The sequence below is a fragment of the Rubripirellula lacrimiformis genome, assembly GCF_007741535.1.
GTDB lineage: Bacteria > Planctomycetota > Planctomycetia > Pirellulales > Pirellulaceae > Rubripirellula > Rubripirellula lacrimiformis.
This window is the reverse complement of sequence record NZ_CP036525.1, coordinates 6,908,930-6,922,661: the sequence shown is the minus strand read 5'-3', so window position 1 is coordinate 6,922,661 and position 13,732 is coordinate 6,908,930. Positions and strand designations below refer to the sequence as shown.

Genomic DNA, 13,732 nt, shown 5'->3' with positions numbered 1-13,732 from the left:
GACGACTTGTCGATTGAATCGAACTTTCCACGGCAAAGGTGGGCCGCTGGCCGTCAGGCCACGGGCATTGATGGAATTCCCGGCCGCTCACGCGATCACGGCTCACTGAATCGACAAACCGTTGGCGGTTTTGCGTTACAGGCAGCAAAACGCGAAAACGTGTCTAGACTCCGGCGCCGATCTTTCGCGAGTCAGCGATACGGATTTGGCTCCATCCGTAGCGCAAGTCGCCAAGACTTTCGGCCCTTTGTCGTCCAGCCAAAACTCTTGACGACTTGTCGATTGAATCGAACTTTGCACGGCAAAAGGTGAGCCGCTGGCCGTCAGGCCACGGGCATTGATGGAATTCCCGGCCGCTCACGCGATCACGGCTCACTGAATCGACAAACCGTTGGCGGTTTTGCGTTACGGGAAGCAAAACGCGAAAACGTGTCTAGACTCCGGCGCCGATCTTTCGCGAGTCAGCGATACGGATTGGGGTTCGCCCGTAGCGCAAGTCGCCAAGACTTTCGGCCCTTTGTCGTCCAGCCAAAACTCTTGACGACTTGTCGATTGAATCGAACTTTGCACGGCAAAAGGTGAGCCGCTGGCCGTCAGGCCACGGGCATTGATGGAATTCCCGGCCGCTCACGCGATCACGGCTCACTGAATCGACAAACCGTTGGCGGTTTTGCGTTACAGGAAGCAAAACGCGAAAACGGGTCTAGACTCCGGCGCCGATCTTTCGCTAGTCAACGATACGGATTTGGGTTCGCCCGTAGCGCAAGTCGCCAAGACTTTCGTCAATTTGCGGGAAATCCAAATCGAAAAGAAACGCTAGCGAGAAAACGCGGGATCGACCGATGGAAACGCGACCAGGATGGTCGTGCGCGATCCCAGACAGGCAGGGAGGCCTGGTGTGGCAAAACGACGGAGACGTGCTGGACGCAGATCGTGGCTATCGACCGCGATCCGATTCCTGCTGCTTGGAATTACCAGCGGCGGAATAGGCGGCTACGTCAAACCGGATCTGCCGATCATCGGCCCGTTGGTCCAGAAGGTTTTCGAACGCGGCGAAACCAACCCCGATATCGAATCGATCACCGACCGGCTTTCCAAAGCCGCCAAGGATAGTCTGGCGGCTTCGGGTGGCCTGCTTGGACCGGGGGGCATGGTTGCCTCGGGCAATGGCGCCGAACGAGACGGCTTGATTCCGCGGATGGGCGATGCCCGTTCGGATGCGATGGATCGCCCGTCCACCGCAGCCGCGGATCGGGCCATCGAAGGATCCCGTCCCACCACAGCTTCAACCACTGCGCCAAGCACCGGCCCAACGACGGCCCCAACCACTGGGCCAACCACTGGGCCGCTACCGAATCAGACTTCGCCGATTTCGCCCGGCGGAGGATCCGGGCCGCTTCGATCCGATGCCCAGCTTGCCGCGTCGCGTCAGCCCAACGACCGACTGCGGATTGCGACGTTCAATATTCAGGTGTTCGGCGAAAGCAAAATGTCGAAGCCCGATGTGGTCGAAATCTTGGCCAGCGTGATCCGTCAATTCGACGTGGTCGCGATCCAAGAGATCCGTGCCCAAAGCGACGAAATCCTGCCGCGGTTCATGCAATCGGTCAACGCGGACGGAAGCCGATACGCGTTTCTGATCGGCGAACGTATCGGTCGCACCGTCAGCACCGAACAGTACGCGTTCATCTACGACACCAACCGAATCGAACACGACCCGTATGCCGTGGGAACGATGTCCGACGCGAACGATCTATTGCACCGCGAACCGTTTGTGGCTCGATTTCGATCTCGGACCCAGTCGCCGGCCGACGCGTTCACGTTTTGGATGGTCAATATCCACACGGATCCCGACGAAGCCAGCGAAGAAGTGGCGGCGCTGGCCGATGTCTTCCAGGTGATGCAGCGGGCACGAGGTGACGAGGACGATGTCATCCTGCTGGGCGACCTGAACGCCAGCGACACACAGCTTGGCCCGTTGGGACAGGTCCCCGGAATCAACTGGGTTGTTCGCGATACGATGACCAACACTCGGCAAACCAAGTGCTACGACAACATTCTGTTCGATCGTCAATTGACCAGCGAATACACCGGTCGATGGGGCGTGATGAACATCGAACAAGCGTTCGGGATCAGTCGTGAACAGGCGCTGAAGGTGTCCGATCACCTGCCGGTTTGGGCAGAGTTTTCGATCTGGGAAACGCAGCGGCCAGAAACGATTGCGCAAGCTCCCGGAGATCTGGTTCGATAGACCCGCTGCAGTGGCAGCGGCATTTGGGTGGCGCCAGGTTCAGCTGAACTCGCCACTGATGTATCGCTTGGTGTCGTCTTGCTGGGGATCTTCGAAGATCTGCTGCGTGTCACCGAATTCGACCAGGTATCCCGTTCGGCCGCCGTCGGAAGTGTCGACGTACATGAACGCGGTTTTGTCGGCGACACGTTTGGCTTGTTGCAGGTTATGGGTGACGATCGCGATCGTGTACTTCTGCTTCAGTTCTTCCATCAATTCTTCGATTCGACGCGTCGCGATCGGATCCAGAGCCGAGCAGGGTTCGTCCATCAACATGACTTCGGGTTCCGTCGCGATCGCGCGTGCGATGCACAGGCGTTGTTGTTGTCCGCCGGAAAGCGACAGCCCGCTGGCCTTCAGTTTGTCTTTGACTTCGTCCCATAGGGCGGCGCCGCGGAGTGCTTCTTCGACCTTGGCAGCCACATTGCCGCGGAACCGATTCAATCGCAGTCCGAACGCGACGTTGTTGAAGATGCTCATCGCAAACGGATTGGGTTGTTGAAACACCATGCCGATATAGCGGCGGACGGCGACGGGATCAACGCGGGGGTGATAGATGTCGGCGCCACGGAAGTGGACATGGCCGTCAAAACGAAAACCACGAACTAGGTCGTTCATCCGGTTCAGACAACGCAGTGCGCTGCTTTTACCGCATCCCGATGGTCCAATGAACGCGGTGATCGAACCACGGTCGATGGGGATGTGGCTGTCGCGAACTGCGCGAAAATTGCCGTAGTAAAGGTTGTTGATTCGGCAATCGATCAATGCTGCGTTGTTGGCGTCGGCAAGGACGTCGGCGGCAGCTGTTTGGGTCGGAGCGATCATGACAGGGTCCTAACGAGATTTTGCGCGGCTGGAAATCAATTGGCCCGTGATGTTGATGGCGAGCACCAACAGCACCAGAACCAGCGAAGCCGCCCAAGCCATTTCGATTTGATTCTCGAATGGCATTCCGGAGAAGTTGTAAATGAAGACTGCCAGGGACGCGGTCGGCTCCATCAGCTGCGACTGACCATCTTCGAAGATCCAGTAGTTGCTAAACAACGCTGTAAACAACAGCGGTGCGGTCTCGCCGGCCGCGCGAGCGACCGCCAGCATGACACCTGTCAGAATGCCCGGCAGAGCCGTTGGCAATACGATTTTCCAAGCCACTTGTGTCCGGGTGCAGCCCATGCCGATCGCGGCTTCTTTCATCTTTCGGGGCACCATTCGCATCGCTTCTTCGGCCGTCAAAATGATGGTCGGAAGCATCAATAGCGACAGTGCCACACCGCCGGCGGGTGCCGAGTAGCTGCCGGTTGCAAGCACGACGGCGGCATAAGCGAACACGCCCGCCAAGATCGATGGCAGACCGGTCAGTGTCTTGGCACAGAACCGAGTCACCGAAGCGGTCTTGCTGTCCGGTCCGAATTCGGCCAAGAAAACCGCGGTCAACACGCCCACGGGGATCGCGATCGCCGCTGCGATCGAAACCACCACTGCGGTACCCACGATCGCGTTGCCGAACCCACCGCCCTGTTCGAATGCCGTCGGTGGCAGTTCGGTGAACAGTTCGGTCGAAAGTTTCTTGCCACCGCGATAGACCAGCATGAACAGCACGCTGAACAACGGGATGCAGGCGATCACCGTGGTGATGCCGGTACCCAGCGATAGCACCACACTGATCAGGGTGCGCGGGTGACGCAGTGATCTTTCCAAGCGGGGAAAGTCGACGCCCTCGAATGCGGCGGTGATTTCTTCTTCGTTCATTTCTGTCCTCCCGCTGCACGACGCGTGGTATGGCTCAGGACGAATGCACCGCAGATGTTGACCAGCAGAGTGATCCCCAGCAGCACCAGGGCTGCGTACATCAACACGGGTTCTTCCTTTTCGCCAGCTTCGGGAAAGTGATTCGCCAACAGCGCGGCCAGCGTATTGCCGGGCGAAAACAACGAGATGCTCATCTGGTTGGAATTGCCCACCAACATCGCAAGCGCCATCGTTTCGCCAAGCGCCCGGCCAAAGCCCAGCACCAAGGCGCCGAAGATCCCTTTGGCCGCCGTTGGCAGGATCACGCCGAAGATGGCTTCCCAACGGGTCGCACCGAGTCCGACGGCGGCTTCTTTCAATTTGCCGGGCACGTTGCTGAGCGAATCGCGAGAAATCGCCGACACCGTTGGCAGCACCATGATGGCAAGCACCAATGCGGCCGGCAGCATTCCGGGGCCGGACAACGACGTTCCAAAGAACGGGATCCAGCCCAGGTTTTCGTGCAACCAGATGGCGGAGGGTCGCAGCGTCGGGATCACCACAAAGATGCCCCACAATCCGTACACCACACTGGGGATCGCTGCCAGCAGTTCGACGATGTTCTTGAACACCCATTCGACTTTGCGTGGCAAGAAGTCTTGGGTCAGGAAGATCGCGATCGAAATTCCAAAGAAACCGCCGATCATCAGAGCCAAGATCGAACTGTACAGCGTGCCCCAGATTTCCGGCAGCACACCAAACTGTTCGTTCTGGAGGTCCCAGGTCTGTGTGGTCAGAAACGATAGACCGTGGGTCTTGATCGCTGGCATCGCCTTGCCGCCCACTTCGTAGACGATGAAGAACACCAGCGACACCGTCGACCAAGCAAAGAAGCCGGTCAGTCCACGGAAGCCACGATCGATGACGATGTCGAATTTCGACGGTGGTGTCGAAATCACGCTCTCGTCAGGTCGGTTCGCGGCGTTGGGCAAGGTGGTCGACATACAGAACGATCGAAGGGAAAAGGTTTGGCGGTTCAGGGCGGGACTTCGAACAGTCGCCCGGCGAACTACTGGATGTTTTCCAGTTTCGCGGTGATCGTTTCTACGACGTTGGGCGGAAGCGGCACGTAGCCCATTTCGGCGCTGGACTTCTGGCCTTCGGTCAAACACCATCGGACCAGATCCTTCAACGCATCGGCCTTCGACGGGTCTTCGTACTTTTGGTAGCACAGCAACCAGGTGTAGCTGACGATCGGGTACGCGTTTTCGCCTGCGGGGTCGGGCAACCAAGCACGCAGGTCATCGGGCATTTCCACCGCGGCCAACGCGGCCTTGGCGTTTTCCAGCGAAGGGGCCACGAAGTTACCGGACTTGTTTTCCAGCGAAGCCATCGGCAACTTGGCTTGTTCGGCAAAACCGAATTCGATGTAGCCGATTGCTCCGGGGGTTTGTTTGATCGTGGCGGTCACGCCGTCGTTCTTCGGTGCAGCGATGAACTTGTCGCTTTCGGGCCAGTTGACGCTCTTGCCAACACCGGGGCCACTGCGGAAATCGTCGCTGATTTCGCTAATGTGATTGGTGAATACGAATGTCGTTCCGCTGCTGTCCGCTCGCCGCACCACCGTGATCGGCAGCGAAGGAAGCTGGACGCCTTCGTTCGTCTTGGCGATGGATTCATCGTCCCAGCTGGAAACTTGACCCAAGAAGATCCCGGTGTAGGCTTCGCGTGAAAGTTGAAGCGGTTTGTCCAGTTCGGGCAGGTTGTAAGCCAGCACGACACTGCCAGCGGTCATCGGCAACAGGACGACCCCCACATCGACTTGTGCGATTTCTTCGTCGTTCATCGCCGCGTCGCTGGCAGCAAAATCAACGGTGTGTTCGATAAAGTCTTTGATGCCACCGCCACTGCCTTTGGCTTGGTAGTCGACTTTCACGCCGTCGGTGGCTCCGCTGTATTCCTTGAACCAGCGACCGTAAAGCGGTGCGGGAAAACTTGCTCCCGACCCTTGCAGCTTGACGTTCGCTGCGCCGTCGCCGGTCGACTGGGACGAACTGCAGCCAGTGGCGACTGCTGCGACCAAAGCGAACGACGCGATGAGACGATACCAGCGGGTTTGCATAACAGGGCTCTTGAATCGGTAGTGTCAGGCGGATGAGTGACAGGGGAAGCGGGCGGAACGGAACCGTTTGCAGCACAATTCCGAAACGCTGTTTCGAAGCTCAGATGCGAACCTTTTAACTGCTAGCCGAAGGGTCCGGAACGGTTGTTCATCAAAAATTCACACGTTGGGACGGCCTGCTGTTTGACGTTCCGGTGTTGTGGAAACAACGTGATTTGCCGTGCTTCCGTCGATTTTGGTGGTCGGCGGGCCGGTTGTCGTCCGCGCCGCAACGGGGTTCGATTGGGATGGCTCGGCAGGGGAAGCGGGAGGCATACACCGCTAGCCCTTCGCACCGGAAGAATCGGACTCGTTCGACATCCCGCGACAAACTTGGTTGACTTGTCGGGCTGAATGCATCAGGTTCGAGGTTCGGTTGGTGGGGGGATCCTTGGGCGTTCGGGGGAGCTATGGGGAATCAAGGTCACGTTGGGTCGCCAAGTGAACGTCCGAGTCGTTTGGTCGTTGCCCCCCCGGTCGAGCTGTTGGTCGAGATCGGTGGGGATCAGAATTCCGCTGCGTCGGACCAGCGCGGTCACATGGCGGGAAAGCACGGCGGGCGACGGGCGAAGCAGAAATCCGCTGGGCTTGCGACATCGCTAGCGATCCACGGTGCGGTGTTGCTGGTGATGTTCTTGCTGATCGCGCCGGCCAACTTGGGCGTGTCGATGTTGGTGCTGACGTTCCAGCAGACTGACAACGAGGACGTTGCCGAAATCGTCCCGATGGACATGGAATTGGAATCGGGGGCTGGGGCGCCCGCGTTTGCGATGATGATGGCCGCACCTGTTCCCAGTCTGCCGGCACCGCCGGTGATTCCTGGGATGGGGCCCAAAGTCGCAGGGAACCTGTCCCCGAAAATAACTGGGGCGTCGGGCGGTGGCGGTGATCAAGGCAGCGGCAGCGGGCCGGCCGGATCGTTCTTTGGCATCGAAGCCAACGGTCACGATTTTGTTTACGTGCTGGATATGTCGGGCAGCATGCGCGGGACTCGGTATCAGCGTGCCACCGATGAACTGCTGCGCTCGGTCGAGGAACTGCGACCTGACCAGAAGTTTTACGTGTTGCTGTTCAGTCAGCGGACCACGCACATGTTTGGCGAGCGATCGTCATGGCCCAAGCCGATCCCTGCAACGCCAGAGAATCACAGCCGTTTGAAACGATGGCTGTATGAAACGTTCGAAGGGAGAGGCACCTACCCACGCGAAGCCGTCCGGGTTGCGTTGAAGATGAACCCCAGTGCCATCTTTATGTTGTCCGATGGCAGTTTCGACCGTGCCGCGAGTGCGGGACCGAATTCGCCGCTGCGACCGGCGGGGGATATTTTTTCGATGGTCGCAGGCGTCGCCGAGCCCGCGCCGATTCATGCGATCGCATTCGAAGATCCCAGCAGCAAAGCGAACATGCAGAAATTAGCCTCGATCACCGGCGGTGAATTTCGATACGAGGCATCCAAGGCTTCGGTGCACGCTGACAAGATGTTGAGCGATGCCGATGCGGCGGTCGTGGCGGGAGATTTCGACGAAGCGGAGCTGATCTGGCGGACGATCATGAAACGGCATCTGGATTTCAATTCGGTGGGAATCGCCCAACGCAAACTGGCGGACCGGATGGTTGATCGCGCGGCGGAATTACTGGCCGAAGATCAAGTCGAATCGGCCGCCGAACTGTTTACCGAAACCATTCGGCTTGAAGGCAGCGGAGGAAATTTAAGCGAGCGTCAGGAACAGGTATTGCGAGAACTTGTCGCCAAAGGACAGCAGGCGGGGCCGTATGCCGATGATCTAAACACCGTCGCCGAGTGGATGGACGAGATTCAGACCGATCCCGCCGCCGCATCGGCCACATCCATCCACGAAAAGTTGGCGGCGGTTCGCTGCCAGCGGGCACAGTCTCTGGCCGACCAAGGCGATGTCGTCGCCGCGATCGCCGTTCTGCGTCCGGACCCCGATCCGATGGGGGCCGCGATGATGTCGCAAAGGACAAGCAAAACGCACCAGTCCATCATCGGTGATTTTTGTGACCAGTGCAGCGAGGTGACCGGCAGCGCCCAGCGAGGGGAAGCGATCCAGAAACTGGTTCAGTTGGATTCTTTGGTCCAACGATTTCGACGAGATTGGCGTATTCGAAACGCGATCCTGGACCTTGCATCAGAGGCTGTCGCCGAGGCTCGTGCGGTTGAGCATGAAGGCGACCAGGCGCGAGCGCAACAGATGATGAAATCACTGGCCGATCAGGTCGGCAATCCGGATCTGATCAGCGAAGTTGAACGCACGCTTGACCGCGATGAACGGCGTGCCAGAGGGTATCTGCATCTGGCATCCCGGATCCAACGCCGCGATGGTGGCCAAGCAGGCAGAGCGGCATACTTGCGTGTCGTGGAGCAGTACCCAGGCACCTTGGCGGCCCATCAAGCGAACCAGTTGCTGGGCAGGACCGGTGCCGATGCTGCGTTGTCATCCCAGGACCGCGAAGCTTTGAAGATGCGTGAAGCCGAACAGGTCCTCGAAAAAATGTTGATGGCACAGTAAGTGGGGAGCGAAGAATCGGACACCGATTGGAACTTTCGGTTGATCACGCAACCGTCCGGTAGTCGTCCGCCTGGCAAGTTGCGCCGGTCCTGGCGCATCCCAGGGGTCACGATGCGTGGCATGTTGGTGTTGGCCTGTCACCTGGCGTTGGCGTTCTACACCGATCTGTTGCCTGATTCGCCTGACCGGTTTTTCGAAGTGGCTCTATTCGCGATCCCCTTCGCGCAGTGTTCACTGGTCATCCTGTGGGTGGCTGATTCGTCGTTGCCCAGTTGGATCCGATCTCTCTTGGCGCCCGTGGGTGTGTTTGCGTGCGTGCTGGCAATTTTGGATTTTCGCGGGTGGGCGAACGAATCTAGCTTTTCCGCTGCGATGGTTATCGGCCATGCGGTGCAATCCGTTTTGCTGGCCATGATGATCGCCGCCGGGAACGTCTTTGGCGGACGAAATCGCCAATCCTTTGATCTACGCACATTGCTTGGGATCACGATGGCCTCGGCCCTTTCGTTCGGTCTGCTTCGCTTCGTTATCCATCATTGGACCTTGACGCTGTCCATGGTGGAATTAGAAGACGGCACGTTGATGATGACGTTGGCGGTCATCTCGGCAATGGTCGGATTTCTGGTGCGGTGGGCGATTGTCGCGGCGATTCGATTGCCGATTTTGGCGCTGATGGTTCTCACTCTGGGAGTGATGTTACGGTGCTGTTTCCAGATTTTCATGCCCGGGAGCAGTGCGACGTTGATCGAGACGATCGTGTTCGTTGCCGCTCAGGCGGTGGTTGCGCTGGTAACGTTGTGGGCGGCAGGTGGTTCGGGAGCGAGTTCAAGTTCAGGTCCAAATGCATGCGTGGCAGAAACTTGAACTTGAACTTGAACGAAGCTTCATCCCAAGCAGCATCCCTGAAACTTCCACCGCATCCCCTCCACCGCCGATTGCGGTCACGGGATCAGCCGATAGCATGGCTGCATTGCATTCCTTTGTTCTCCGCATCCTGTGTTTGAAAGTCATTTGTGAATCGCCCCACGACCGACGACCTGCCCGTGATGCAGTGCGTACCCGAGATCTTGGCTGCCCTGCAGGCTGGGAAATCAGTGGTCTTGAAGGCGCCGCCGGGGGCTGGCAAAACGACCGGGATCCCACCGGTTCTGCTGAATCACGCGATCGCCGGTGAAGGCAAAATATTGTTGATCCAGCCACGTCGGTTAGCGGCCCGTTCGGCAGCCGCTCGCTTGGCTTCGCTGGTGGGAACCAAACTGGGCGATGATGTTGGCTATCACGTTCGGTTCGACAAAAAGGTTTCGCACCAGACACGTTTGATTGCGATGACGACGGGGATGCTGCTGCGGCGACTGCATGACGACCCGTTATTGGAAGATGTTGGCTGCGTGCTGCTGGATGAATTCCATGAACGGTCGCTAGAGGTTGATCTGGCACTAGGCATGCTGCAAAGAATCCGGACCACACTTCGGCCGGAACTGCGACTGATGGTGATGTCGGCAACGCTGGATCCACAGCCGATCGCTGATTTCCTTGGTGACGCGGTTTCCGTGGTCAGCGAGGGACGCACCTATCCGGTTGATGTCCGATATTCGCAGCCGCCGGCCAAGGCCCGGGTGTCGGATCAAGTCGCGGGCGTCTTGCCGGATGCGCTGAAATCGTCGCGTGGCCACCTCTTGGTTTTCCTGCCCGGTGTGGGCGAAATCCGGTCCACCGCGCGGTTGATCGGGCAGCGGCGGCTGGATCGCGATGCCACCGTGATGGAATTGTACGGTGACCTATCACCGGCCGATCAGGACGCGGTGTTGAGGGATCGGCCGGACGGGGGGGCGGTCGAGCGAAAGATCATTTTGGCGACCAACGTTGCCGAGACGTCGATCACGATCCCCGGTGTCACGACCGTGGTCGATTCCGGTTTGGCCCGTGTGATGCGGTTCGACCGGCAGGTTGGTTTGCCAAAGTTGATGTTGGAACCGATTTCCCAGGCGTCGGCCGACCAACGATCCGGCCGTGCCGGTCGGACTCAGCCAGGGGTTTGCATTCGGTTGTGGCCAGCGGCGGCCAACGTCGCTCGCCGTGCCGCCGATACTCCTGAAATCAGTCGCGGTGATCTTTCCGGAGCGATGCTGACGTTGGCGGCGTGGGGCGAAAGAGACGTGCTGGCCTTTCCCTGGATCACGCCGCCGCCGATCGAATCGGTTGAACTGGCACGTCGATACCTGCAACGCGTCGGCGCGGTGGATGACGACGGAAAGGTGACTTCGATGGGCAACCAGATGGCCGCTTTGCCACTGCATCCCAGGTTGTCGCGATTCATGATCGAAGCGGCCGAGTTGTCCGAGGTGGATGATGCGGCGATTGCCGCGGCGCTGTTGACCGAACGTGACCCGTTTCGAGGATCTTCGACCGCGGGAATGCCGTCGTCCGGCGGTTCTTTGGTGACCGCATGTGACGTGACGGACCGGGTGGAACGGATGAAACAGTTCCGTGACGGGGACGCATCGGCAGTCGCGAACGTGGCAGCCGCCAAGCAGGTGCTTCGTGTGGCGGATCAGATCCGGCGTGTGACGCCTGTTCGATCGGGGGCGAAACATGGGGGTGCACCGGAGACGCGATTGCAGCGGTCGTTATTGGCCGCCTATCCCGATCGAGTTGCCCGTCGACGCAAGGCCGGGGATCCCAGTGGTGTGATGGTTGGTGGGCGAGGAGTCAAGTTGGACCGCGGTTCATCCTGCCGCAGTGGGGAGCTGTTTCTGTGCATTGATGTCGATGCCAATGGGACCGAAGCCACCGTGCGGGCGGCGTCGACGATCGACGAAAGCTGGCTAGACGATGAACTGATTCGCGAAATCGACGAACCGTTTTATTATCCGTCCATGAAATCAGTGGTCGCTCGGCGGCGGCGTTACTTTGACGACCTGTTGCTGGCGGAATCGCCGATCCCCTGTCAGCCAAACGCCGAAACGGCGCAGATTCTGATGCGGCATGCCCTGGCCGATCTGGAATCCGTCTTCCCGCGGAAAGATAAGGCGGTCGGTGCGTTCATCGATCGTGTGCGATTCCTGACGGCGCAGATGCCCGAACTAGAACTGCCTGCGTTGGATGACGAAGGAGTGCAGGAGGTGTTGCAGCAGCTTTGCCAGACGCGGACATCGATTGCCCAGTTGCAGTCGGCACCCTGGCTGGATCATCTGAAAGGCCGGTACGACTGGTCGCAATTGCAGTTGATCGACCAGCATGCCCCGACCAAGTTAAAAGTCCCTAGCGGCAATTCGATGGTCATCCACTATGCGGCTGATCGATCCCCCTGGATGGAAGTTCGCATTCAAGAACTGTTCGGATGTGCCGAGACGCCGCGGATCGCCGGCGGGCGTGTCCTGTTGCAATTGCATTTGTTGGGACCAAACTACCGGCCCCAACAGATTACCGAAGATCTTCAGAATTTTTGGCGAGAAACCTACCAACACGTTCGCAAGGAACTTCGCCGGCGGTATCCCAAGCATCATTGGCCCGAGGATCCGACAACCGCAACGGCGACCACGCGAGGGCTAAAGCCAAAATGAATGATCCAGACGTTTTGGCACCACCGGTCATCGAAGGCGTCGGCATCGTCCGCCGGGATTCGAAAACCAATCGGACTCTGTTGTCCGGTGTCAGCCTGCATGTCGACGCGGGCGAATCCTTGGGCTTAGAAGGCGCCAGTGGATCGGGGAAGTCGACTTTGCTGCGTGCACTTGCGCTTTTGGATCCGATCGAAGGCGGTGAAGTTCGATATCTCGGCAAGGTGATCCAGAAGTCGGCGGTGCCCGGTTTCCGGCGCAACGTTGTCTATCTGGCGCAGCGGCCATCGATGGTGGTCGGCACCGTGCTGCAAAATTTGTCTTTGCCGTTCACGTTCGCCTCAGCGGAGCGTGGGTTGGATCACGCTGCGGCGGTGGAGTTGTTAGGCGTGTTGGACCGCGATGAATCGATGCTGGATCAGGATGCGATGACACTGAGCGGCGGCGAACAGCAGTTGATCGCATTGGTCCGTGCGATCCTGGTGGATCCCGACGTGATCTTGTTGGACGAACCGACTGCGTCGTTGGACCCGGCGTCCACGGATCGGTTCGAGCAGTTGGCGACGACTTGGAAACGGGCGGATGCTCGCCGCAGTTGGGTTTGGACCAGTCACGATGCGGACCAAGTGGATCGATTGACGTCGCGCAGGGTTCGGCTAGCAGATGGGAGTGTTGTCGATGGGTGATTTATCGCTGACGTGGTGGGAAATCGGTATCGCCGCTTCGCTGTTGGTCGTCAACGGCGGGATGTCGTGGTGGTTGCGTTTGGGACTGGGACATCGGATCGCAATCAGCGGCACTCGGATGGCCGCGCAGTTGTTCTTGCTGGGGTTGGTGCTGAAGCAGATCTTTGCGTTGGCAAGTTTTCCGCCGGTGATGTTGCTGGCCACCGCGATGACGGTGATCGCTGGGGTGTCGGCGGTCGGTCGGATCGAGAACCGGTTTCCACGCATCCATGTGGCGACGATCATTTCGGTTTGGGCTAGCAGTTGGTTGGTGACGGCCGTCATGTTGGGTTTGATTGTGCGGCCCGATCCTTGGTATTCGCCGCAGGTCGTGATCCCGCTGTTGGGCATGGTGCTGGGGAATTCGTTGACGGGCATTTCGTTGGGCGTGGACCGTTTTGTTGGCGACTTGAAGTCGCGTCGTAGCGAAATCGAGATGCGGTTATCGTTGGGGGCGACGCGTTGGGAGGCGACCAACGATGTGTTTGCCACCGCGGCCCGCACGGCCATGATTCCCATTTTGAATACGATGTCCGTTTCCGGGATCGTCAGCATCCCAGGCATGATGACCGGTCAGTTGTTAGCCGGGGCCCCGCCGATGCAAGCGGTGCAGTACCAGATCATGATCATGTTCGTGATCGCCGCGGCGATTGCCGGCGGCGTCATCAGCGCGATGTTGCTGTCGTACCGCCAGGTAACGACGGTAGATCATCAGTTGAATCTGTGAAAGAAACGAT

10 protein-coding genes are annotated in these 13,732 nt (G+C 58.9%); 6 read left to right on the top strand and 4 right to left on the bottom strand.

The window, feature by feature from the left end; genetic code table 11:
• Positions 1-898: 898 nt before the first annotated feature.
• Positions 899-2,251 carry an endonuclease/exonuclease/phosphatase family protein gene (locus tag K227x_RS24250; protein WP_218933491.1) on the top strand — a complete coding sequence of 451 codons (1,353 nt, stop codon included), beginning with the start codon at positions 899-901 and terminating at the stop codon, positions 2,249-2,251.
• Positions 2,252-2,290: 39 nt separating this feature from the next.
• On the opposite strand, the gene pstB is transcribed toward K227x_RS24250, so the two are convergent.
• From pstB to pstS, 4 genes are all read right to left on the bottom strand, one after another.
• The gene (gene pstB, locus K227x_RS24245; RefSeq protein WP_145174003.1) at positions 2,291-3,115 is read right to left on the bottom strand and encodes a phosphate ABC transporter ATP-binding protein PstB; all 825 of its coding nucleotides are present in this window, start codon (positions 3,113-3,115) and stop codon (positions 2,291-2,293) included.
• 9 nt (positions 3,116-3,124) lie between these two features.
• Positions 3,125-4,039, bottom strand: a complete 915-nt coding sequence (gene pstA, locus K227x_RS24240) for a phosphate ABC transporter permease PstA (RefSeq protein ID WP_145174000.1) — start codon at positions 4,037-4,039, stop codon at positions 3,125-3,127.
• Complete coding sequence (pstC, locus tag K227x_RS24235; RefSeq protein ID WP_145173997.1) at positions 4,036-5,022, bottom strand: phosphate ABC transporter permease subunit PstC; 987 nt, start codon at positions 5,020-5,022, stop codon at positions 4,036-4,038. The genes pstA and pstC overlap by 4 nt, the downstream gene beginning before the upstream one ends.
• A 65-nt stretch (positions 5,023-5,087) precedes the next feature.
• Positions 5,088-6,140: a phosphate ABC transporter substrate-binding protein PstS gene (gene pstS / locus K227x_RS24230; protein WP_145173994.1), complete on the bottom strand. Its 1,053-nt coding sequence runs from the start codon at positions 6,138-6,140 to the stop codon at positions 5,088-5,090.
• A 497-nt stretch (positions 6,141-6,637) separates the two neighbouring features.
• Here pstS and K227x_RS24225 point away from each other — a divergent pair, with 497 nt between their 5' ends.
• From K227x_RS24225 to K227x_RS24205, 5 genes are all read left to right on the top strand, one after another.
• A complete protein-coding gene (locus tag K227x_RS24225) occupies positions 6,638-8,710 on the top strand; it encodes a vWA domain-containing protein (protein ID WP_218933490.1) in 2,073 nt (690 codons plus the stop codon).
• A gap of 111 nt (positions 8,711-8,821) precedes the next feature.
• Complete coding sequence (locus K227x_RS24220; RefSeq protein WP_218933489.1) at positions 8,822-9,574, top strand: hypothetical protein; 753 nt, start codon at positions 8,822-8,824, stop codon at positions 9,572-9,574.
• A 149-nt stretch (positions 9,575-9,723) separates the two neighbouring features.
• Positions 9,724-12,273: an ATP-dependent helicase HrpB gene (gene hrpB, locus K227x_RS24215; RefSeq protein WP_145173985.1), complete on the top strand. Its 2,550-nt coding sequence runs from the start codon at positions 9,724-9,726 to the stop codon at positions 12,271-12,273.
• Positions 12,270-12,956 carry an ABC transporter ATP-binding protein gene (locus K227x_RS24210; protein WP_145173982.1) on the top strand — a complete coding sequence of 229 codons (687 nt, stop codon included), beginning with the start codon at positions 12,270-12,272 and terminating at the stop codon, positions 12,954-12,956. The genes hrpB and K227x_RS24210 overlap by 4 nt, the downstream gene beginning before the upstream one ends.
• Positions 12,949-13,722 (top strand): ABC transporter permease, encoded by a 774-nt coding sequence (locus tag K227x_RS24205; RefSeq protein ID WP_218933488.1) that lies wholly within the window; start codon positions 12,949-12,951, stop codon positions 13,720-13,722. Before K227x_RS24210 ends, K227x_RS24205 begins: the two co-directional genes overlap by 8 nt.
• The last annotated feature ends 10 nt before the right edge of the window (positions 13,723-13,732 follow it).

Bases quoted from the DNA above. Each gene is read 5' to 3' on its own strand.
- pstC (WP_145173997.1), bottom strand. From the start codon at position 5,022: ATGTCGACCACCTTGCCCAACGCCGCGAACCGACCTGACGAGAGCGTG.
- K227x_RS24220 (WP_218933489.1), top strand. From the start codon at position 8,822: ATGCGTGGCATGTTGGTGTTGGCCTGTCACCTGGCGTTGGCGTTCTAC.
- K227x_RS24210 (WP_145173982.1), top strand. From the start codon at position 12,270: ATGAATGATCCAGACGTTTTGGCACCACCGGTCATCGAAGGCGTCGGC.
- pstA (WP_145174000.1), bottom strand. From the start codon at position 4,039: ATGAACGAAGAAGAAATCACCGCCGCATTCGAGGGCGTCGACTTTCCC.
- K227x_RS24205 (WP_218933488.1), top strand. From the start codon at position 12,949: ATGGGTGATTTATCGCTGACGTGGTGGGAAATCGGTATCGCCGCTTCG.
- pstS (WP_145173994.1), bottom strand. From the start codon at position 6,140: ATGCAAACCCGCTGGTATCGTCTCATCGCGTCGTTCGCTTTGGTCGCA.
- pstB (WP_145174003.1), bottom strand. From the start codon at position 3,115: ATGATCGCTCCGACCCAAACAGCTGCCGCCGACGTCCTTGCCGACGCC.